Origin of the sequence: Micromonospora sp. AB353 (assembly GCF_049538395.1) — a bacterium.
Classification (GTDB): domain Bacteria; phylum Actinomycetota; class Actinomycetes; order Mycobacteriales; family Micromonosporaceae; genus Micromonospora; species Micromonospora aurantiaca.
This window is the reverse complement of the sequence record NZ_JBMVFV010000014.1, coordinates 1-20,386: the sequence shown is the minus strand read 5'-3', so window position 1 is coordinate 20,386 and position 20,386 is coordinate 1. Positions and strand designations below refer to the sequence as shown.

The following is a 20,386-nucleotide window of genomic DNA, read 5'->3' as shown; positions in this document are numbered from 1 at the left end:
CGTCCCGGTCAGGACCGGGCCAGCGTGACCGAACATCCGCCACCTCCCGGACAGCGCAGGAGCACCTCGGTCTCCCGGTCCACCGCCACCTTCGCCACCGCCGGGCCGTCCGCGCCGGGCGTGACCTCGTCGGTGACTGTGACGTCCGCGTCGCCGGGTGCGCGGGCTGTCACCTCGAACGGCGTCGTCCCGCGCAGCACCAGCGTGCGCAGCGCGCCCGGGTCGGCCACCCGTAGCCGGCACACCGCCCCGAACGCGAGCGTCACCCCGTCGGCGGTGGTGGCCGGTTCGGCGGCCGGCGGCAGGCACGTCACGGCCACCGTCGCCGGGTCCACCGTCCCGGATCCGCGTCCCAGCCGGGCCAGCGCGCCCGGCCCGGCCGCCGGGTCGCCCCTGTCGTCGCGGCGCCCGGCCACCGCCACCACGTACAGCGCCACCAGCAGCACTGCCACCGCCACCAGCAGCACCTTCTGCTTGGTACTCATGGCCGGACGACGGGCGTGAAGCGGATCTCGTCCACGCCCGCGAAGTACCTGTCGGTGCCCTGGGTCTTGCTCACCGCCACGAGCGTCAGCTTGTGCGGCCCGCGGGTCAGCTCCACCGTGCCCACGTCCACCTCGTCGGTGCGGACCACCGTCGGGCTGAACCCGAAGAACGTGTCGCCGACCTGCCGGCCGTCGACCAGCCAGATCGTGTTGGCGTAGTCGAACGAGGTGGTGCGGACGGTGGAGAACCGCCACGTGCCGTCGGCCGGCACGTCCACCTGCACCGTCACCCGGTCGCCGACGCCCCGGCCCAGGAAGAACAGTTGCGCGTCGCCGGACCACACCACGTCGCAGCAGTTCTCCTGCGCCACCACCTCCGCCTTCGCGCCGGTGGTGGACTGCACCGCGGCGCCGGAGACGAGCGTCTCCGCCTCCACCGTCACCGCGTCGGCGCGCGGCGGGGCCGGGGTGTCCGGGCCGCGGGTCACCAGCCAGGCCACCACCCCGGCCACGACCAGCACCAGCGCCGCGGCGGCGGCGATCCACGGCCACGGCGCGCGCTTCGGGGGTACGACGGCGCGCACGTCGTACGTGACCCGGCCACTCGAGCGGGAGCTCTCCTCCGGCGCGGTGTTCGCCGAGTACGCGAACCCGGTCATGTCGTAGCGCCGGGGCGGCGTTCCGGGCGGCACGGCGAGCCGGACCAGGAACGACACCGAGCCCTGCCCGGGTACCACCCGCTGCGGCTCGGCCACCGTGAACCAGGCCCGCTGGCTGCCCTCGCCGGGCGCCACGTCGAAGACGACGGTGTCCGGCGCGGTGCCCGGGTTCGACACGGTGAACGTCAGCTCACCGGCGTTGCGGGCATCAAGCGTGAACTGTTCGGCGGCGGCGACGACTGTCCATTCGGTGGTCATGACGGCTCCTCGGGCGGGTCGTGGGGCAGGGGTGCGGGTACGTGCGCCCGGCCGACCGCGCGCACCGCCGCCACCCCGGCGGCTGGCTCGGCGTCGTCCGGCTCGGGCGTGGGCGGCGGCCCCGGGTCGGGCGGTCCTGCCGCGGGCGGGCCCGGGTCCGGCGGCGTCGGGCCGGAGGGCGGGTCGGCCGGGTCCCCGGCGACGACCTCGACGGTGACCGCGGCCGGTTTCTCGGCCTCGACGATGCGGGTGACCAGCGCGAGCCGGTCGGCGGCGGCCGGCGGCACCCGCACCACCAGGTGGAACGGCCGGTCGGGCGGCTCGTGCAGCACGAACCCGGTCACGCCGGTGGCCAGTTCCAGCGCGGTCCGCATCCCGTACGGGGTACCGCGCCACCGGGCCAGCAACGCGCCGTGCGCGACCAGGTCCCGCAGCCGGCCCACCGGCAACGGCAGCGGCGCGTCGGCGCGGGGCGCGGCGACCACGTGGTCCATCGCCACCCAGCGGGTCAGGTACGCCACGAACCCGTCCGGCGTCCGGTACGGCCCGAACAGCGCGTCGACGTCGGCGAGCACCGCCTCGTCCGGGGCGTGCAACGCCTCCATCACGTCCAGCAGCGCGCCCAGCACACTGCCCGGGCCGGCGGCCCGCTGGTACGCGGCCGGCAGCAGCCGCTCAATCACCGCTCGGCGCATCCTGCCGCACCACCTCGATGTCGTGCTCGCCGGAGCAGAGCAGCCAGGTGCCGGGGACGGTGACCACGTCGGCGGTGGCCTGGTTGGCGCTGGCCGTCCAGTCCCCGCCGTCGTCGCTGCGGAACACGCCGCGCTCGCCACCGGCCAGCACCAGCCGCCCGGCGCCGGACGTGCCGGTGGGCGCGGTGGCGGCGATGGCGTCGACCGGGACGAACCGGGTCCGGTCCCGTAGCGGCAGGCCGCAGTTGACCATCACCGGCGACCACTGCGGCTGCCCGGCGAGCGTGTCGAGCCGGACCACGCCGCCGCTCTGCGTCGCGGCGAGGGCGAGCGGGCCGCTGAACGCCAGATCCCGGCAGGTGCCACCGATCCAGCCGGACGCCATCGACTGCCACTTCACGTCCGACTCGAACAGCCGGGTGCGGTGGCAGCCCTGGCCGGGCTTCTTCGGGTCCGGCTCGCCCGCGCCGCACCACAGCAGCGTGGCCGGGCCGTCGTACTGCACGGCGAGGACCCGGTTGTCCACGTTGGCGAGACCGACGTGGGCGAACGTGCCGGGCCGTCCCGCAGCGGTGGACAGGTAGACCCCGAATCCGGCCTGCGCGGCCACCGCCACGCCTGGTGCGCCGCGCTCGGAGACGAACGCGCGCACCGCGTAGAAGCCCCGGTCGGCGTCGGCCGGGTCGACCAGGATCTGCAACGGCACCGCGCCGGGTAGCAGCGGCACCTCGTACAGGCCGGTGTCGGTGGCCAGCAGCAACGCGCCGGTGCCGTCCCGGTCGATCCAGGCCAGGTCGCGGACGCCGGAGTCGAGGTCGGTCAGCAGCGTCCACGTCTCGCCCAGGTCGGTGCTCAGCCGGACCCGGGAACCACCGGCGTCGCGGGTGGTCACCACCGCCACCGAACCGGCGCGGGGGACGACGCCGGGGCGGACCGGGGCGGGCGCGGGCACCACCCGCACCACCGTCTCGTCGTCGAACCGGCCCGCCGGTTCCCAGCCGGCACCGGCGTTGGTGGAGCGGAACAGCACCGGGCCGCCGCCGGCGTACCAGGTGTCGGCCTGGTACTGGTCCACCGCCACGGTCCGCACCCGCGCGTCGGGCGCCTCGTCGACCACGAACCGCACCGACTCGACGTAGCGCACGCCCGGCTCGGCGTGCTCCAGCATCCGGTACACGTTGGAGGCGCGTAGCGGCTCGCCGAACGCCCAGCCGGCCGGGTTCAGCGGCGTCGGCAGCGGGCTGAGCGTCTGGTGCAGCCGGTCGTGGATGCGGCGGCGCACCGCGTCCACGTCCTCCTCGCGGCGCACCACCACCCGCGCCTGGATGGACACCGCCTTGTACCGGGCCCAGCCCGCCCGCACCGCCGTACCGAGGGCGCGGCGCCGCTCCAGGTCGGCCTCGACGCGGCGGCGGGCCTCCTCCACCTCGTGCTCCCGCAGCACCGCCACCGGCAGCCGTCCGCCGGGGCGGGCCGCCTCCGGCACGGACGGCACCAGCACCACCTCGACCTCGCCGGGCCGGGCGAAGCTGTAGACGGCGGCCCTGGTGAACGCCCGCGCCCGCGCCACCGCACCCGAGCCGGTCGCGAGGATCTCGAAGTCCCGGGCGGTGACCGCGCGCTGCTGGGCGAAGAACTCGTACGGGCCGCGCGCCAGCACCGACTCCAGCGACTCCAGATCCCGGCCGCCGGTGGCCGGCTCCGGGTTGTCCACGGTCACGCCGGGCAGCGGGTCGCGCAGGCTGGTCAGCACGCCCGCCGCCACGTTGCCGGCGGGCCCGCCACCGCAGCGGTACCAGAGCCGCACCTGCCGCCCGGCCGGCGGCACCGCCGCCACCGTGGTCGCCCCGGCCGCCCCCTCGACGGCCGGGGCGGCTCCGGTGTCCGGGCGCAGGTCCAGCGCCGGGGCGAACGTGACCACCCCGGAGGCCCGGTCCACCAGGTAGACCTTCGCCTGCGGCCCGACGCCGGCGAAGCTGTCCACCGGCCGCCAGATCTCGTACGTGCGTCCCTCGTGCTCGCGGGCGGCGGCGCCCAGCTCCACCGAGCCCGCCGGCACCTCCACTCCGAGCAGCAGATCGAGCGCCTCGGTGGTGCGGGTCAGCGGTGCGCGGGCGGCCCGGAACACCTGACCGGGCTGCCCGGTGCCGGTGCCCAGGAGTTCCGCCTCGACCGGTTCGCAGTGGTGCACACGTACCGTCGCCGTGGTCTCCCCGGCGGGCAGCACCGCCGGTTCGGTGGTCACGAAGACGACCGGCCGGGGGTCCGCGCCGCGGGCCGCGGCGACGCGGGTGCCGGCCGGCACCCGCACCGGGCCGCGGTCCGGGCCGGTGCGGGTCAGGCGCACGTCGGCCCAGGCCGCCGCCGGTGGGTGCCGGGTGACGCCGAGCAGGTTCAGGAACGCGACGTACGCCTTCTCCGGCAACTGGTTCAGTCGGTAGATCATCACCTCGGTCAGGTAGGCGAACGCCTCCAGCAACGCCATCCCGGGGTCGTGCGCGGACAGGTCCGTCCAGTCCGGGCAGGACCGGGCGATGCGTTCCCGCGCCTCGGTGACCAGGTCGAGGAAGGCGCGGTCGTCCAGGTGCGGCACCGGCAGCGTCATGACGTGCCCTCCTCGTCGGGGGTGTCGCCGGGTTCGGTGCCGGCGGGTTCGTCGTCGGCGGGGAGCAGGTCGACGGAGAACACCAGGTGGCCGGGGGAGAGGCTGGCCCGGACCCGGTAGTCCAGCCGGATCACCAGGCGCCACGGGTCTTCCGGGTCGGGACCGGCGTCCACGTCCAGCACCTCGACCCGGGGCTCCCAGCGCCGGATCGCCTGCCGCACGTAGTGGATCGCCAGCCCGGCGGTGGTGTCGTCGTTCGGTGCGAAGACCAGCCGGTGCAGCCGCGACCCGTACCCGGGACGCATCAGCCGCTCCCCGGGCGTGGTGGACAGCAGCAGGTACAGCGCCTGGCGTACCGTCTCGTCGCCGTCGGTCATGGCGAGCGAGCCTGCGGCGGTGAGCGCGAGACCACCGGCGCGGCCGGCGTCGAAGCCGGCGCCGACGAAGCGGAAGGCCCTCATGCGTCCGCCCCCAGGAAACGCTGGCGCACGTCGCGGACCTGGTGGTGCACGGTGCCCGGCGGGGTGCCGTCGGTGAGCCCGTCGAGGTGCGACAGCACCACCGGCTGCCGGTCCACCCGCACCCACGTGCTGTAACCCACAGTCACGGTCAGCGTGTGCAGGCACGGTTTGATCGTCGGGCCGTAGTTGGGGCAGGCGGTGATGTCGCGTCCCTCCGGGTCGGGCCGCACCAGCACCGGCACGGCCTGGACCGTGACCCAGTCCTGGGACGGGCGGTTCGTCACCCGCCCGTCGTGCCCGCAGGTGATCAGCGAGTCGCGGTGGATCCAGCGCATCAGCCACCTCCGGCGGAACGGGCGAGCGTACGGGCCTGCGCGGCGGCGGTCTCGGCGTCCTCGGCCGCCGGGGCGTGCAGGAAGTCGACGGTGCGGCCGCGCACCACGACGGCCCGGCCGGGCGCGGAGAGCACCAGGTCACCGGCGGCGTGCACGGTGGTCAGCTCGGGCCGCAGCTCGACGAAGCTGCCCGCGTCGGTGGCCAGCCGCAGCGCCCGCCCGTCGTCGTCGATCACTATCGACTGGCCGGTGCCGGTCCGCATCGACCAGCGGCGCGAGCGCCCGGAGACGATCCCCGCGTCGTACGGCTCGACCGCGCCGAACAGCGAACCGAGCACCACGCCCGAGGCGGGTTCGCCGCCGGGCAGCGCCACCAGCACGGTGTCGTCCGGGTCGGGCAGCGCGACGATCCCCTTGCCCCGGCCCGCGCCCGGGCAGAGCACCGCGAGCCAGCCGGCGTCCAGATCGCCGTACGCCGGGAGCAGCACCCGGGCCCGGCCCAGCCCGTCCGGGTCGTCGATGTCGGTGACGGTGCCGAGCGTGACTGTGGCCGCCGGGGGCGCGGCCGACGGCGGCGGGCCGGGCGGCGCCGTGGAGAACCGGCTCAGGTGCCCGTCCGCGTCCACCGTGTGCACCACCTCGGTGAGCACGTACACGCCGGCCAGTGGCTCCGGGACGCCGGCGAGGGTGATCCGCCGGCCGGGCCGCAGCGCCGGGTCGCCCTCCGCGGTGCCCTCGGCGGTGACCAGCGCCGCCACCCGGGTGTCCAGCCCGGCCTGGGCCAGCGCGGCCAGCTCGTCGTCGCTGCGGCCGGGCTGGTCGACGGCGGTGCGGACACCGTCCGCGCCGACGTCGCCCGGGTCCGGGCGCAGCGGGATGCGCCGTCCGCTGCGCGCCTCGTCCGCCCGCTGGCTCAGCGCCTCGGCGCGCTGCGGATGCCAGCCGAGGACGGCGCACTCCGCACCGGCCCGGTCCAGGTTCTCGGTGACCCGCAACGCGTGCACCGTCTCGCCGAGCGTCAGCGGCAGCGGCTCCCCGTAGCCGTCCAGCGTGAACAGCCGCAACCGGTCACCGTCGACGCCCAGGTGCAGCCCGGCCCGGCCGGCCACCTCGCAGAGCAGGTCCAGGTCGGTGTGCCGGTGCTGGAGCAGCCGGTCCAGGCGCGGCCCGTCGTCGTCGGCCGTCACGCTCAACCCCAGCCCGGCGCACAGCTCACCGGCCAGCTCGGCGGCGGTCACCGACTCGAACACCCGCAGCTCCTGCCGTTTGCGCAGCCGGTGCAGCGGGTCGTACGCCCGGATCCGGGCCAGCGCGGCGCCGTCACCCGCGTACTCCCGCTCGACTGCCGTCACCTCGCCGGTGAACAGCGCCTCCGCCTGCCCGTCGAGGCGGACGTCGACTGTGGCGCCGGGGCGTACCGGCGGGTCGAGCGGGCCCGCCCCGGGGGCGGCGGTGAGCGTCAGCTCGCACTGCGCGGGCCGGTCGAGGCGGGCGGCGACGCGGATGCCACGCAGCCGGGCCGGGTCGGCCAGCGGCCGGCCGTCGACGCTCACCAGGGCGGCCCGGCTCACGGCGTGCCTCCCGTGGTGACGGCATCCGGCGGGACGGTGGCGGCGCCGACCGGCGGGACGGCGAGCGCGGTGCCGGCCGGCACGGTGAGCGGGTCGGTGATCCGGTTGTGCTCGGCGAGCAGCCGCCAGCGCAGCGGCGAACCCAGCGCGTCGTGGGCGAGCAGGTCGAAGCGCACCCCGGACCAGCCCGGCTCGGCCGCGCCGTCCGCGGCGGCGACCACCGCCGAACCGGGCGCGACGGCGGGTGTGCTCGCGGCGGCCAGTTCCTCCTCGAACCCGGCGCGCGCCGCCTCCGCGCCCTCCGCGACGCGGACCAGCTTCAACCGCAGCCAGGACCGCCGGGGCGTACCGGTGAGGGTGAACGCGTCGAACCGTTCGGCGATCGCCGTGATGACGCCCGGGACGTTCCAGGTCTTGCCCCAGACCAGGCGGACCAGCGGCGGACGCAGCCAGCCGTGCTCGACAGCCGAGTTCTCGGCCAGCATCCACAGCGGCCGGGTCAGCGCGCGGACGTCCTCGGGCCGGGCCGGCGACTCCACGAAGTCGACGTCGAAGAGCAGATCGAGGACCAGTTCGGTACGCCCGCCGCCGGTGAAGACGAGCGGGTCGTCGGCCAGCCCGGCGCCGGTGAGCGGCCCGTCCGGTCCGCCGCGCGGGCGTACCCCGGCCAGCCGGGTCACCTGCACGGTCTCCGGGTTCAGCAGGCAGTCGACACGGGTGCCGGACTCGTCCACGAGGAAGGCGACGCGTTCCATCAGTCACCCGCCTGTTCCCGGTCCAGCCGGGCCGTGTCACCCCACGGCGTGGTCCGTGCCGGAAGCCACGCCGGTTCGGCCGGGAGCACCGGCCACGGGTCCGCGTGTGCTCCGCCGCCGGTCGCCCGGGCCGCGCCGGCCGGGCTCGTCGTCCGGGCCGGGCCGGCGTCGTCCGGCAGGGCCGGCCACGGGCCGTCGGTCGCGGGCCGCGCGGGTCGCTGCCACTGTCGCGTCCGGAACTCGCCGCCGGGGGCCGGGTCGTGTCCGTCCGGGTACGGCGAATGGACAGCCGGGTAGTGGTCGACGGCTCCGCCGCGACCGTCAGCCGGCCCGGTTCGGCCGCGGCCACTCACGGGCCCGTGTCCGTCGTGACCGTTCGCCGGCCCGGTCCGGTCCTCCCTAGTGCGTGCGGCCGGTCCCTGCGGCGACGACGGTGGCGCAGCCGCGAAGACGAGCGGGAGCACATCCCCTCGATCGGGCGAGAGGTCCGCCCCGGCGGCGTCATCCCGGTGCCGTGCCCGGCCTCGGCGGACCTGTGCGAGGTTCCGGAGCGCGTCCGCCCGACCCGGGCTGCGACCGGGCCATCGCTTCGGTGCTGACGGTGGGGCCGGGTCGCCGGACGCGACGCGGCCTCGCGATCCGATCGCGTCACGGCTACCGTCCGGGCCGGTGCGCCGGTCAGCGCTGGTGGGCGCGCTGGTACCGATGCCGGCGGAACTGTCGGTGTCGTTGAACCTGTCGGTGCCGTTGCGATCGCTGCTGCCGGTGCCTGCCCCTGTTGCTCGTCCGGTGTCGGCGGTCGCTGTGAAGCTGGTGCTGGTGCTGGTGCTGGTGCTGGTGCTGGTGCTGGTGCTGGTGCTGGTGCTGGTGCTGGTGCTGGTGCTGGTGCCGGTGGCCGGGGTGCCGTGGGTGCCTGAACTGCCGAGGGCGTCCCGCGACCCGGATCGATCGGCGACGCACCCCGATCCGGCTGGGCCGGGTGACGTTACGCATTCGCATGCCGGAGGGTCCTCACGTGACCCGGCGCCGCCCGGGCGTACCACGTCGTGCGAGCGGCACCGAGCGTCCACCGTTGGCGGGAACGTCTCCGCCCCCGCCGTGTCCTCCCCACCAACCGAGATCCCCGTCCCACTCTCCAAGACCTGCGGAAGATCTTGGTAGGAAACGGCCCCTATGGGGGCCCTTTCGTACCAAGATCTCGACGGGCCGTTGCGGGATCCGGCAATTCCGTCGATTACACGTGCCATCCAGTTCCGCCACCGCCCCCTCCGGCGCCCTTCGACGGAGCGCGGGGGAGGAGCGGAGGGGGGAAGGTCGCGCAGCAGGCCGGGGGCGTGCGCCGCCACCAGCAGCCGCCAGTGCTCGGGCGGCTGTCCGGGGGAGGGTGGCGCGTCCTCGGCCGGGGCCGGTCCGGAGAGGCGGTCGGCGGTGGCCCGCAGGGCGCGGGCCAGCCGGTCACGCGGTCGCCGGGGCGGCGGCACCGCCGGCCTCCAGCTCCAGGCCCTCGTACGCCAGGGTCAGCGCCTCGATGGCGATCTCCTGCGACAGCGTGTTCAGGTGCGCGCCCCGCCACCGCGTCGGCCACGCGTTGATCATGTTCCAGCGCAGCACCTCGGCGGTGCCGGCCGGGTCCAGCAGCACCACCGACACGTTGCGCCGGTTGACGGTGCCCTTCGCCGCCGCGTTCACCCAGTCCCACAGCTCCCGCGAGCTGGTCAGGCCGAAGTGGAGGGTGACCGGGGCGTACTCGACCTGGCCCGGCACAGCCCGGATGCGTTCGTTGCCCGCCTCCCGGTACGACAGCGCCGGAATCGCCACCTCGAAGCCGCTGACCTCGGTGAAGTGCCCGTTGGTGATGCCGTTGATCAGCAGCTTGAAGTGGTACGCCCGGTACGGGTCGACGGGTGCGCCCGGCTGGGGCGTCGCGGTGGTGGGCATGTCAGCCTCCGATCGTCTCGGTCTCGGTGCCGCCGGCCCACTGGCTCAGCTTGAACACCACGAACTCCGCGGGCTTGACCACGGCGATGCCGATGTGGGCCACCACCATCCCGGCGTCGCGGACGTCGGCCGGGTTGGTCTCCTCGTCGCACTTGACGAAGAACGCCTCCTCGGGCGTACGGCCGAGCAGCGCGCCGTCACGCCACACCCGGGTGAGGAACGCCCCGATGTCGCGGCGGATCGAACGCCACAGCGTGAAGTCGTTCGGCTCGAACACCATCCACCGGGTGCCGCCCGCGATGGCCTGCTCGATGGAGATGGACAGCCGCCGTACGTTCAGGTAGCGCCACTCGCTGGCCTCGGCGGCGAGCGTACGGGCGCCCCACAGCCGGATGCCCTCCCCGGCGAAGAAGCGGATCACGTTGACGCCCTTGGGGTTGAGCACGTCGTGCTCCGGCCGGGTCACCCGGTACGCGAGGTCGACGGCCCCGCGTACCGGCTCGTTGGCGGGCGCCTTGTGCACGCCGCGCAGCGCGTCGGTGCGGGCCCAGATGCCGGCGACGTGCCCGCTCGGCGGGGTGAGCACGAGGTCGCCGCTGAGCGGGTCACGGACCCGGATCCACGGGAAGTAGAAGGTGGCGTAGTCCGACTGCCGGGGCCGGTCGCCGCCGGTGCCGGGCGGTTCGTCGTCGGCGTCGCCCGGCGTACCCTCGGCGGGTCTGTCTGCCGACGCGGCCGCGCCGGCCGACGCGGGCTTGGGCGGCTTGCCCGGCGTGGCGACGCGGGTGAGCCGCGAGATGTCGGTGACGTCCGGTGGCGGGTCGCAGATCGCGACCATGGTGCGCAGCCGCTCGGCCATGCTGATCAGGGCCTCGTGCGACACCGGGTCGTGGTAGCCGGGCGCGGCCACTATGGAGATCTCGTCGATCGCCTCCAGCAGTTCCAGGCCGCCGCGCCGCCCGCCGGTGCCGGTGAGCCGGCCGCCCTCGCCGACGTTGACGACCCAGCAGCGGGTGCCGCCGTTGTCCAGGAAGCCGAACACGGCGCGGGCCAGCGGGGTGCTCTCCAGCTGCTCGCCGTCGGCGTACAGCCGCAGGAACTCGGTCCAGCTGTTCACCGCCAGCGCCTCGCCGACGTGGGCGCCGCGGTCGGGCGCGACCCCGACGAACGCGGCGGTGCTCATGCCGACCGGCCCGATCGGGCGGGCCCCGCTGGGCACCTCCTCGACGTAGATGCCGGGGGAGAAGTAGGTGGGCATCGGTCCTCCTCGGACGTCAGTCGGGGGCGCGGACGACGATCAGGCCGTCGCCGGCCGGGTCGAGCTCGGCGGTGTGGACGCGGCCCGCGCCGGTGAGCCGGATCCGCACCGGGGCGTCCGGCGCGTCGGGGTCGTGCGGCACGCCGGCCAGCCGGAACCGGCCGGCGGCGTCGGTCTCGGTGGCCTGGGCGGCGCCCACCAGCTCCACCCGGACGGCGGCGAGCGGCTGGTCCTGCGGCCCGACCACCCGCCCGTGCAACGTGCGCATGCCGAGCTGCCGCAGTCGCAGCGGCTGCCGTACCGGCGGCGCGACCGGGACCGGCCGCTCCACCCGGGCCGGCGCGTCCAGCAGCAGCGCGGGCCGGGGCGCGACGCCGAGCGCCCGCCACAGCGCCGGGTCGCCGGCGTCCAGCACCAGCTCCGGCCGGCCCGCCGTGGTGGCGGCGGCGAGCACCCGGTCCAGCGCGGGCAGCGCCGCCGGCCCGCCGCCGGAGACCAGCAGGCGGACCACGAACCGGTACGGCTCGCGCGTCGCGCCGCCGGTCGCGGTCTGCCGGGCCGGCCGCAGCTCCAGCGGCCAGACCGTGAGACCGCCGCCGGGGTCGTCGCGCGGCGGACCGACCGGTACGGGTTCCCCCGCGGCCCCGGCCAGCCAGCTCGCGACGTCCGCGACGGCCGCCTCGATCGCGCCGGTCATCGCGGTGGCGTCCCCTGGATGCGGTACGCGATGGCCTCGTTCCACACGTGCGGGTAGACGCCGATCTCGAAGTAGCGGGTGAACCGGTTGATCGGCGCGTTGGTGTGGTCGTGCCAGAGCAGCCACACCGGCGCGACGGTGAACAGCACGTAGTTGAGCGCCACCAGCGGCAGGTAGAACGGGCCGAGCAGCCGGGCCTGGAACACGTGCACGTCCTCGTGCCGCTGGATGCCCGGGCTGGACCCGGCGCAGACCGTGCCGATCGTGGTGGCGTACCGGGGGGAGACGCCCTCGACGACGTTGACCCGGCCGCTGCCGGCCGAGACGACCCGGTCGAGCTGGTGGCCGAAGACCAGGTGCAGCGCCAGGTAGAGCGCCCCGGCGAACGTGTTGAGCAGGCTCCAGGTGTGGTCGACCACGAAGAGGAAGATCCCCTTCGGGTCGGCGCCGTACGTGCCGGCGGACGCGGACGCCCAGCCGAACGGCGCGCCGGCGAGCAGGCCGACGACCGCGCCGACGAGCAGGCCGACGGTGCCGGCGGCGAGCTGCCCGAGCAGGGCGCCGAAGACGACCTGGACGGCCGCGCTGAGGATGCCGAAGATCATGGGGTCACCTCTCTCAGACCCAGGAGCGGACGAAGCGGGGCTCGCGCCCCTGTGCGAGCTGGGTCGGCGACGCCTGCGTCGCCTGCCGGTTGCCAGGGGGGAGCTGGTTGACGCCGAGCGCGGCCGAGAAGATCACCAGGCCGTTGAAGAACGCGATGATCCACTTCTCCGGGCCGGCGTCGTCGGCGAACGCGGCGGTCAGGTAGGACAGCAGGAGCGCGACGCCCAGCGCGATCCACTTGCGGGCCTTGTCGCCGCTCGGTCCGATCAGCCCGCCGATGACGTTGGTGGCGAGCAGGGTGGCGGCGCTGGCACCGGTGAGGCTGCCCAGGGCGGCCCAGGTGAAGAGATCGTTCACGGCGATCCCCCTCTTTTCGATGGTGCGGTGGTGCGGTCGGGGTGGAGTGGTGCGGCGGCCTCCGGGTTCACTGGACCCGGGTTCCGCCCGGTGTGCTGGTGGGCCGCCGGCGCGGGCGCCGTCGGTGGTCGGTGGGTCTCAGGCCGGCGGACCGGCGGGTGGTGCCGGTGCGGCCGGGCCTGTGGTGGTGGCAGGTGCAGGTCCGGCGGTGGCACCCGGGCCGGTGGTGGCCGTCGCGTCCGGGCCGCCGTGGGAGTGCCGGCGCCGCAGCAGGAGCACCACCACCACGGCGACGACGAGCAGCAGGACGGCCGCGCCGGCGACGACCGGCAGCCAGGGGAAGGAACCGTTACCGGTCACCACTGCCGCCGGGCTGGTGGCGGGCGGCGGGGGCGCCTGGGCGACGGCGCGCAACTCGGCCGGCTTGGGCTGGTTGGCGACCACCTTCCAGCTCACCGAGCGTCCGGTGATCGTGCCGTTGGTGTCGAGCACCCGGCCGGGGAACGTCACCGAGATCTCGAACTCCATCAAGGTCATGAACGCCTGTTGCTGGCGCGGATCCTGCTGCCCGAACTTGCCGCCGTATTTCTTCGGGTCCAGCGGGAGCGAGAAGCGAATGAGATCCTCGTCCCGGACAAGATTCACGCTTTCGCTCGTGAATTGCGCCAGCGGCGTTTTCCGGTACGTGATCTGAATGCCGTACGAGGTGGCGTCCTCGTACCGGGTCTCCGCCCCGGGCGGAAGTGAGGGAATGTTCGGCCGCAGTTCGGCGAACGCCACCGCCGGGTCCGGGTTCCGCTGCTTGAGCACGGACTTCGGCGCGGTGAGCAGGAGCTGACCGGAGACCGTGTCGTCGTCGTTCACGGTCAGCCCGAGGTTGAGCTGCATGCAGCCGCTCAATATCGCCACGAGGGCGAGACACACCGCGAGTCCGAATGCCCGGCTGCGGCGGAGTCTCGTATTCATGCGGCAAGTGTGAGCGCCCGCCGCGGGCGCGACAGTCAGCGATCAGCCGCCTTCGTGTCGCCGATCTTACCGGCCGTCTCTCCCATTCGGCCGACCCCGGGAAACCGTCGCGCTCGATATTCTGGAATTTTGTGTCCGAGTGTTCTCATCCGATGCCCGCCACGACCCGGAACACCGGGATGCCCGCGGCGACCCGGGCGAACTCGGCGATCGGGGCGTGCCGGTCCACCGGCACGTGCGCCCGGGCGCCGGGGGCGAGCGCCAGGTGCCGCCGCAGGATCGCCGGCCGCTGCGCCACCGGCACCTCGACCAGCCGCACCCGCTCGCGGCCGCGGCGCCGCAGCACCACCCGGCCGTCCGCGGCGCGCACGTTCGCCACCCAGTTGGCACCCGCGCCCAGCATCGACACCACGTACCGCTCACCGTCGAGGTCGGCGACCACTATCGGCACCGAGACGGTCCGGCCGGTACGACGGCCCGGCACCTCCATCGTCACCCAGTGCCGCGGCGCCAGGCCGGCACCGTACTGCCACGCCGACAGCGCGTTCATCATCCGGGCCAGCCGGTTCGGCCGGCCGCCCCGGTACATCCACGTCATGACCCCGCCCATCGGACCCCTCCTTCTCCCGTACCCATTGACGGACGTCCGCCCGGCGGCGGCCAGGGCCGACCGGCCCGTAACGCGTCACCGCAGCGTGAACCGCCCGGCCACCGGACGCCCCTGATGTAGGCGGACCGGAAGGGAAGCGATGACAGCGACCGCGAGCCGGCGTGACCGTCGGCGCGCGCTCGTGCGCGTCGCGGTCACGCTCACCCGGGCGGTACGCCCGTCCCGGCCGAGCTGGGTGACGCGCTGGACGCCGTCCGCAGCGCCGTACGGCTGTTCACCGGCGACGCCACGCTGCCCCTGGCGATGGTCACCGGTCAGGTCCGCGACACCGCCGTCGACCTGCTGCGCGCCGTGGACGCCGGCGACGACGAGACGATCCCGGACCGCGTGGACGCCGCAGCCGCCGGGCACTGACCGGCGCTCAGGCACTCTCCCGGGCGACAAGCGTCGACGGGAACGCGGTGCTCGGGGCGACCGGCGCGCGCGTCAGCACGGCAGTGGCCGCGGCGGCCGCGATCCGGTCCACCGGGTGGGTGGCGGTGGTCAGCGGCGGGCTGCTGATCGCCGCGTACGGCAGGTCGTCGAACCCGGCCACCGCCACGTCGTGCGGCACCCGCACGCCGCGCCCGCGCAGCGCGGCGATCACGCCGAACGCGGTGGCGTCGCTGGCCGCGTAGACCGCGTCGGCGTCCGGCCACCGGTGCAGCGCCTCCAGCGCCGCCCGGCCGCCCCGCGCGGCGGTGAAGTCGCCGGTGACGAGGCGCTCCGGCGACCCCGACTCCCGCATCAGCTCCCGGTACGTGGTCACCGAGCGCTCGGCGCAGCTCAGCCAGCGCGGCCCGGTGACCATGACGATGCGGCGGCGGCCGGTGGCGTACAGGTGGCGCAGCACCTCGCCGGCGCCGCCGGCGTTGTCGACGTCGAACGAGGGCACCGCCGGCGAGCCCTGACCGATCGAGACGACGCGGCCGCGCAGCCTCGGTGGCACCGCGTCCAGCGCGGCCTGGGTCGTGTTGACCAGGATCACGCCGCACACGCCCCGGTCCGCGCCGAGCCGGGTCAGCCCCGACGGGTCGGCCAGCGGCAGCCACTCCAGCGCCACCCCGATGCCGTGCGGCGCGCCCACCCGCGACGCCGCGCCCACCACCCGGTGCACGTACGGGTCGTCCAGCACCGTGTCGTCGCGGCCCACCACCGCCACCACCAGGCGTACGCCTGCTCCGCGCACCAGCGACCGGGCCGCCAGGTCCGGTACGTAGCCGAGGCGCTCGGCGGCGGCGTGTACCCGGGCGCGGGCGTCCGCCGAGGTGAACCCGTAGCCGCCGAGCACCCGGGAGGCGGTGGCCCGGGACACCCCGGCGTCGCGGGCCACGTCGTCGAGTGTGGCGGGGCGTGCGGTCGGCGTTCCCATGTCCGCATCATGCCCCTCCGGCCCGGGATGGGGTAAGGGGTGGCGGCGCTTGTGGTGGTAGCGCTCTCAGGTGTGCGATTGTCGTCGGGAACCAGACGGGGGAAGGGACCACCGCACCGTGAGCAGGACCATCGACGCACCGGCCGGGAAGCGGCCACCGGCGCCCCGGGCGGTGCTGACCGCCCGCAACGGCGTCGCCGTCGTCTTCGCCCTCAACGGGCTCGCGGTGGCGAGCTGGTTCTCCCGGGTTCCGGCCGCCCGCGAGGCGCTCGACCTCAGTCCGAGCCGGCTCGGACTGCTGCTGCTCTGCGTGTCGGCCGGCTCGCTGCTGGCCATGCCGACCGCCGGCCTGGTCACCCAGCGTCTCGGGCCCGCGCGCACGGTCGCCGTGTCGGTGGTGCTCGTCACGCTCGGCCTGACCGGGGCCGGTCTCGCCGCCGGCCTGGCCGGATCGGTCGTCGGCGTCGGGTTCGGGCTCGCCGCGTTCGGCTTCGGCTCCGGCATGTGCGACGTGGCGATGAACGTCGAGGGCGCCGCGGTGGAGAAGCGCCTCGGCTACACCATCCTGCCCCGGTTCCACGCCGCCTGGAGCCTCGGCTCGGTGGCCGGGGCCGGGCTGGGCGCCGGCGCCGCCCGGCTCGGCGTACCCGTCGGGGTGCACCTGCCGGTCCTGTCCGTGCTGGTCCTGGCCGGCACGCTGCTCGGCGCCCGGGCGTTCCTCGCCGCGCCGGCCGAGGCGGCCGGCGACGGGGAGCCGGCGGCCCGGCGGCGGGCGCTGCTGGCCGCCTGGCGTGAGCCCCGCACGCTGCTGGTCGGGCTGCTCGTGCTGGTCATGGCGTTCACCGAGGGCAGCGCCAACGACTGGCTCGCGGTGGCGTTCGTGGACGGGTACGGGGTCGACGAGGCCGTCGGCGCCGCCGTGTTCGGCGTGTTCGTGGTGGGCATGACGCTCGGCCGCACCGTCGGCACCGTCGCCATCGACAGGTGGGGGCGGGTGCCGGTGCTGTACGCGACCATCGCGACGGCGTCCGCCGGCGCCGCACTCGCCGTGCTGGCCGGGTCCGGCCCGCTCGCCGTGGCCGGCGTCGCGCTGTGGGGACTCGGCGCCTCACTCGGCTTCCCGGTGGGGATGAGCGCCGCCGCCGACGACGAGGACAAGGCCCCGGCCCGGGTGAGCGTGGTCGCCGTGATCGGCTACACCGCCTTCCTGGCCGGGCCGCCGCTGCTCGGCTTCCTCGGCGACCACTTCGGCGTGCTGTCCGCGCTCGGCGTGGTGCCGCTGCTCCTGCTGCCCACGCTCGCGCTGGTGCCGGTGCTGCGGGAGCGTCCCGCCGCGCCGGACGCGCAGGCCGGCGCCCCGGCGGCGAAGGTCGGCTGAGCCGGTCCAGCCGACTCCCACCGCGCTCCCAGCCGCCTGCCAGGCGAGCGTGCTGCACTGGAGCGAACGCCGAGGAGAGGAGGCGGGCATGGGCTGGTTCAGCCGCCGGGCCGCCGACCCGACGACGCCCACGAAGCTCGACCGCGAGGCGACCAAGGAGGACCTGGCGCAGCTGGAGGCGTTCGTCACCAGCCGGCGCGGGGTCGAGTTCTACCTGGAACCGGAGACCACAGCCACCGACACCACAGTCGTCGCCATCGCGCACGACGGCGAGTGGATCCGCCGCCGTACCGGCTCGCCCCGCGTCGCCGGCCGGATCGCCCAGAAGCACGCGGTGCCGCTGTACGAGGCGGCCCGCACCGGCTACCCGGAGCGGATGCGCGCGTGGAACCGGGCCCACCCGGAACGCCGGGCCCGCTGACCGTCCGACCGGCGCGGTCAGGCGGTCAGCGCGGTGACGAGGGCGTAGCCGAGGAACGCCGCGCCCAGGCCCGCCACGACACTGAGTGCCACATTCGCGTACGCGAGGCGGCGCTTCCCGGTGCGGGCCAGGCGCAGCGTCTCGTAGCTCAGCGTGGACCAGGTGGTCAGCGCGCCGCAGAAGCCGGTGCCGGCCAGCGCCGTCACGCCCGGGTCGACGGGTGCCGCGAGCAGGCCGCCGAGCAGCAGCGACCCGGCCACGTTGACGGTCAGCGTGCCCCACGGGAACGGTGCGCCGTGCCGGGCCTGCACCGCCCGGTCGGTCAGGTAGCGCAGCGGCGCGCCGATCGCGGCGCCGAGCGCGATCAGCAGCACGGTCACCGTCGGCTCCCGTCCCGGGCGGGCAGCAGCCGGGCGGTCACCGTGTCCCCGGTGGCGACCGCCGCCAGCGCGCCGAGCACCGTCGCGGCCAGGTAGACGCCCGCCGTACCGGCCGCGCCGTCGGCCAGCAGCCGCTGCGCGTCGACCGCGTACGCGGAGAACGTGGTGAACCCGCCGAGCACGCCGACCCCGAGGAACGGGCGGGTCAGCGGGTGCGCCGGGCGGGCGGCGAGCACCGCCATCAGCACGCCGATGAGCAGGCATCCGACGACGTTGACGGCGAACGTGGCCCACGGGAACGCGCCGGGCTGCTGCGGCACCGCAGCCTGGGTGCCGGCCCGGGCCAGCGCGCCGAGCACGCCACCGGCGGCGATCACGCCGAGCACGGCCGCCGGGTGCGCGGACAGTTCCGACCGGTCCACGGGTACGCGCAGGTCGACATCCGGATCGACCCGGGGATCCGACACGACACCTCCCACCAGCACCCGAGAGCATAACCCCGCCCCCGCCCCCCCGCTCTCGGCGATCTTGCGGTTCGGCCCCGGCGCAGCGCGCGAAGCGGACACCCGAGGGGCAGCACGTGCAAGATCGCGGGGAAGGGGGTGGGGGAGGGAGAAGGGGTGGCGGGCGTACGGTGGGCGCAGCGCCCGGCGCGCGGCGTCCGGGCCCGTCGTGCCAGGAGGTCACCGTGGAGGAGCGCACGCCCCGTCCGGACGAGCTGGATCCCGTCGAGCGGATCGGCGTCGACGAGCTGCGCGCGCTGCAACTGGACCGGCTGCGGCACTCGCTGCGGCACGCGTACGACGACGTGCCCCACTACCGGCGCGCGTTCGACGCGCTCGGCGCCCACCCCGGCGACCTGCGTGAGCTGGCCGACCTGGCCCGCTTCCCGTTCACCACGAAGGCGGAGCTGCGGGAGAACTACCCGTTCGGCATGTTCGCGGTGCCCCGCGAGCGGGTCGCCCGGCTGCACGCCTCCTCCGGCACCACCGGCCGTCCCACAGTGGTCGGCTACACCCGCGCCGACCTGGACACCTGGGCGACGCTCATGGCCCGCTCGATCCGCGCCGCCGGGGGCCGCCGCGGCGACCGGGTGCACGTCGCGTACGGCTACGGGCTGTTCACCGGCGGGCTCGGCGCGCACTACGGCGCCGAGGAGCTGGGCTGCACCGTCGTCCCGGTCTCCGGCGGGATGACCGAGCGCCAGGTCATGCTGATCCGCGACCTCGAACCGGAGGTCATCATGGTGACCCCGAGCTACATGCTCGCCATCGTGGACGAGATGGAACGCCAGGGCGTCGACCCGCGTGCCACCTCGCTGCGGGTGGGCGTCTTCGGCGCCGAGCCGTGGACCGAGGACATGCGCCGCGAGCTGGAGCAGCGCCTCGACATGCACGCGCTGGACATCTACGGCCTGTCCGAGGTGATGGGTCCGGGGGTGGCGGTCGAGTGCGTGGAGACCAAGGACGGCCTGCACCTGTGGGAGGACCACTTCTACCCGGAGATCATCGACCCGGTCACCGGGGAGGTGCTGCCCGACGGGGAGCGGGGTGAGCTGGTGCTGACCTCGCTGACCAAGGAGGCCATGCCGGTGGTCCGCTACCGCACCCGCGACCTGACCCGGCTGCTCCCCGGCACCGCCCGCCCGATGCGGCGGATCGAGAAGATCACCGGGCGGACCGACGACATGATGATCGTCCGGGGGGTGAACGTCTTCCCGACGCAGATCGAGGAGCTGATCCTGCGTACCCCGGCCCTGTCGCCGCACTTCCAGTGCGTGCTCGACCGGCGGGGCCGGCTCGACACGCTCACCGTGCACGTGGAGCGGCGCGCGGGCGCCGCCGCCGACGAGGCCGAGCGGGCCGGCGCCACGCTGGTCGAGCAGGTCAAGAACACCATCGGCGTCTCGGTGGCGGTACGGGTGATCGAGCCGGACGGGGTGGAACGCTCGATGGGCAAGATGCGCCGCATCGTCGACCAGCGGCGGGAGTCCTGAGATGAGCGGTGACGGCGGCCGTACCGCGGCGCACGACATGTTCGACGCCGACGTGGCGTCCAAGGGGCTGGGCATCGAGCTGGTGTCGGCCGGTGACGGCGCGGCGGTGGCCCGGATGCGGGTCACCCCGTCGATGCTCAACGGGCACGCGATCGGGCACGGCGGCTTCGTGTTCCTGCTCGCCGACACCGCGTTCGCGTTGGCGTGCAACAGCCACGGCCCGGCGACGGTGGCGGCCGGCGGCGAGATCAGCTTCCTGCGCCCGGTACGCGAGGGCGACCTGCTGGAGGCGTACGCCACCGAACGGGTCCGGCAGGGCCGCAGCGGCATCTACGACGTGACGGTGCGGCGCGGCGACGAGGTGGTGGCCGAGTTCCGGGGCCGCAGCCGCACCATCGCCCGCGACCAGCCGGGCACGCAGGCCGGCGAGCCGGGCCGCTGACGAGCGCGACCAGCCGGCCGGGCCGCTGACACGCGCGTGCGGTGACGTCCGGGCCGGAGTGGCCCCGTGCCCGCTCCGACCCGGACGTCATGCCGCCAGCCC

General features: G+C 75.2%; 23 protein-coding genes. 5 read left to right on the top strand and 18 right to left on the bottom strand.

What is annotated here, in order from left to right:
• Positions 1-8: 8 nt before the first annotated feature.
• From ACPCK6_RS09360 to ACPCK6_RS09325, 8 genes are read right to left on the bottom strand one after another with little or no spacing between them, the layout of a single operon-like run.
• The gene (locus tag ACPCK6_RS09360; RefSeq protein WP_396882557.1) at positions 9-485 is read right to left on the bottom strand and encodes a hypothetical protein; all 477 of its coding nucleotides are present in this window, start codon (positions 483-485) and stop codon (positions 9-11) included.
• Positions 482-1,402: a carbohydrate-binding protein gene (locus ACPCK6_RS09355; RefSeq protein ID WP_135240473.1), complete on the bottom strand. Its 921-nt coding sequence runs from the start codon at positions 1,400-1,402 to the stop codon at positions 482-484. Before ACPCK6_RS09355 ends, ACPCK6_RS09360 begins: the two co-directional genes overlap by 4 nt.
• Positions 1,399-2,085, bottom strand: coding sequence for a phage tail protein (locus ACPCK6_RS09350; protein ID WP_423480865.1), 687 nt, complete (start codon positions 2,083-2,085; stop codon positions 1,399-1,401). Before ACPCK6_RS09350 ends, ACPCK6_RS09355 begins: the two co-directional genes overlap by 4 nt.
• Positions 2,078-4,702 (bottom strand): putative baseplate assembly protein, encoded by a 2,625-nt coding sequence (locus tag ACPCK6_RS09345; protein WP_423480864.1) that lies wholly within the window; start codon positions 4,700-4,702, stop codon positions 2,078-2,080. The genes ACPCK6_RS09350 and ACPCK6_RS09345 overlap by 8 nt, the downstream gene beginning before the upstream one ends.
• Positions 4,699-5,163: a GPW/gp25 family protein gene (locus tag ACPCK6_RS09340; protein WP_423480863.1), complete on the bottom strand. Its 465-nt coding sequence runs from the start codon at positions 5,161-5,163 to the stop codon at positions 4,699-4,701. The genes ACPCK6_RS09345 and ACPCK6_RS09340 overlap by 4 nt, the downstream gene beginning before the upstream one ends.
• Positions 5,160-5,498 carry a hypothetical protein gene (locus tag ACPCK6_RS09335; protein ID WP_396882561.1) on the bottom strand — a complete coding sequence of 113 codons (339 nt, stop codon included), beginning with the start codon at positions 5,496-5,498 and terminating at the stop codon, positions 5,160-5,162. Before ACPCK6_RS09335 ends, ACPCK6_RS09340 begins: the two co-directional genes overlap by 4 nt.
• Complete coding sequence (locus tag ACPCK6_RS09330) at positions 5,498-7,069, bottom strand: contractile injection system protein, VgrG/Pvc8 family (RefSeq protein WP_396882562.1); 1,572 nt, start codon at positions 7,067-7,069, stop codon at positions 5,498-5,500. Before ACPCK6_RS09330 ends, ACPCK6_RS09335 begins: the two co-directional genes overlap by 1 nt.
• Positions 7,066-7,824, bottom strand: a complete 759-nt coding sequence (locus tag ACPCK6_RS09325; protein WP_030499327.1) for a CIS tube protein — start codon at positions 7,822-7,824, stop codon at positions 7,066-7,068. The genes ACPCK6_RS09330 and ACPCK6_RS09325 overlap by 4 nt, the downstream gene beginning before the upstream one ends.
• A 687-nt stretch (positions 7,825-8,511) precedes the next feature.
• Here ACPCK6_RS09325 and ACPCK6_RS09320 point away from each other — a divergent pair.
• On the top strand, positions 8,512-8,985 hold the full coding sequence (locus ACPCK6_RS09320; protein ID WP_423480862.1) for a hypothetical protein: 474 nt from the start codon (positions 8,512-8,514) through the stop codon (positions 8,983-8,985).
• Positions 8,986-9,279: 294 nt separating this feature from the next.
• On the opposite strand, the gene ACPCK6_RS09315 is transcribed toward ACPCK6_RS09320, so the two are convergent.
• From ACPCK6_RS09315 to ACPCK6_RS09280, 8 genes are all read right to left on the bottom strand, one after another.
• Positions 9,280-9,762: a phage tail protein gene (locus ACPCK6_RS09315; RefSeq protein ID WP_013286679.1), complete on the bottom strand. Its 483-nt coding sequence runs from the start codon at positions 9,760-9,762 to the stop codon at positions 9,280-9,282.
• A gap of 1 nt (position 9,763) precedes the next feature.
• The gene (locus tag ACPCK6_RS09310) at positions 9,764-11,020 is read right to left on the bottom strand and encodes a phage tail sheath family protein (protein ID WP_423480861.1); all 1,257 of its coding nucleotides are present in this window, start codon (positions 11,018-11,020) and stop codon (positions 9,764-9,766) included.
• A 16-nt stretch (positions 11,021-11,036) separates the two neighbouring features.
• Positions 11,037-11,717 (bottom strand): carboxypeptidase-like regulatory domain-containing protein, encoded by a 681-nt coding sequence (locus tag ACPCK6_RS09305; protein WP_396882567.1) that lies wholly within the window; start codon positions 11,715-11,717, stop codon positions 11,037-11,039.
• On the bottom strand, positions 11,714-12,322 hold the full coding sequence (locus ACPCK6_RS09300; RefSeq protein ID WP_423480860.1) for a glycine zipper family protein: 609 nt from the start codon (positions 12,320-12,322) through the stop codon (positions 11,714-11,716). Before ACPCK6_RS09300 ends, ACPCK6_RS09305 begins: the two co-directional genes overlap by 4 nt.
• 13 nt (positions 12,323-12,335) lie before the next feature.
• Complete coding sequence (locus ACPCK6_RS09295) at positions 12,336-12,680, bottom strand: hypothetical protein (RefSeq protein ID WP_262011770.1); 345 nt, start codon at positions 12,678-12,680, stop codon at positions 12,336-12,338.
• Between the two features lie 138 nt (positions 12,681-12,818).
• Positions 12,819-13,646 carry an LppM family (lipo)protein gene (locus ACPCK6_RS09290; RefSeq protein ID WP_423480859.1) on the bottom strand — a complete coding sequence of 276 codons (828 nt, stop codon included), beginning with the start codon at positions 13,644-13,646 and terminating at the stop codon, positions 12,819-12,821.
• 145 nt (positions 13,647-13,791) lie between these two features.
• Positions 13,792-14,256: a nitroreductase family deazaflavin-dependent oxidoreductase gene (locus tag ACPCK6_RS09285; RefSeq protein ID WP_423480858.1), complete on the bottom strand. Its 465-nt coding sequence runs from the start codon at positions 14,254-14,256 to the stop codon at positions 13,792-13,794.
• A 421-nt stretch (positions 14,257-14,677) separates the two neighbouring features.
• Positions 14,678-15,667, bottom strand: a complete 990-nt coding sequence (locus tag ACPCK6_RS09280) for a LacI family DNA-binding transcriptional regulator (protein ID WP_396882574.1) — start codon at positions 15,665-15,667, stop codon at positions 14,678-14,680.
• 118 nt (positions 15,668-15,785) lie between these two features.
• Here ACPCK6_RS09280 and ACPCK6_RS09275 point away from each other — a divergent pair, with 118 nt between their 5' ends.
• Complete coding sequence (locus tag ACPCK6_RS09275) at positions 15,786-17,045, top strand: MFS transporter (RefSeq protein WP_396882575.1); 1,260 nt, start codon at positions 15,786-15,788, stop codon at positions 17,043-17,045.
• 88 nt (positions 17,046-17,133) lie between these two features.
• Entirely contained in the window at positions 17,134-17,466 is a 333-nt protein-coding gene (locus tag ACPCK6_RS09270) for a hypothetical protein (RefSeq protein WP_120569611.1), read from the top strand.
• Between the two features lie 17 nt (positions 17,467-17,483).
• On the opposite strand, the gene ACPCK6_RS09265 is transcribed toward ACPCK6_RS09270, so the two are convergent.
• Together ACPCK6_RS09265 and ACPCK6_RS09260 are read right to left on the bottom strand one after the other, a co-directional pair.
• Positions 17,484-17,846 carry a fluoride efflux transporter FluC gene (locus ACPCK6_RS09265; protein WP_396882577.1) on the bottom strand — a complete coding sequence of 121 codons (363 nt, stop codon included), beginning with the start codon at positions 17,844-17,846 and terminating at the stop codon, positions 17,484-17,486.
• The gene (locus ACPCK6_RS09260) at positions 17,843-18,325 is read right to left on the bottom strand and encodes a FluC/FEX family fluoride channel (protein WP_396882578.1); all 483 of its coding nucleotides are present in this window, start codon (positions 18,323-18,325) and stop codon (positions 17,843-17,845) included. The genes ACPCK6_RS09265 and ACPCK6_RS09260 overlap by 4 nt, the downstream gene beginning before the upstream one ends.
• Before the next feature lie 209 nt (positions 18,326-18,534).
• Here ACPCK6_RS09260 and paaK point away from each other — a divergent pair, with 209 nt between their 5' ends.
• Positions 18,535-19,842, top strand: coding sequence for a phenylacetate--CoA ligase PaaK (gene paaK, locus ACPCK6_RS09255; RefSeq protein WP_396882642.1), 1,308 nt, complete (start codon positions 18,535-18,537; stop codon positions 19,840-19,842).
• A gap of 1 nt (position 19,843) precedes the next feature.
• Positions 19,844-20,284, top strand: a complete 441-nt coding sequence (gene paaI / locus ACPCK6_RS09250) for a hydroxyphenylacetyl-CoA thioesterase PaaI (protein WP_396882579.1) — start codon at positions 19,844-19,846, stop codon at positions 20,282-20,284.
• Positions 20,285-20,386 lie beyond the last annotated feature (102 nt).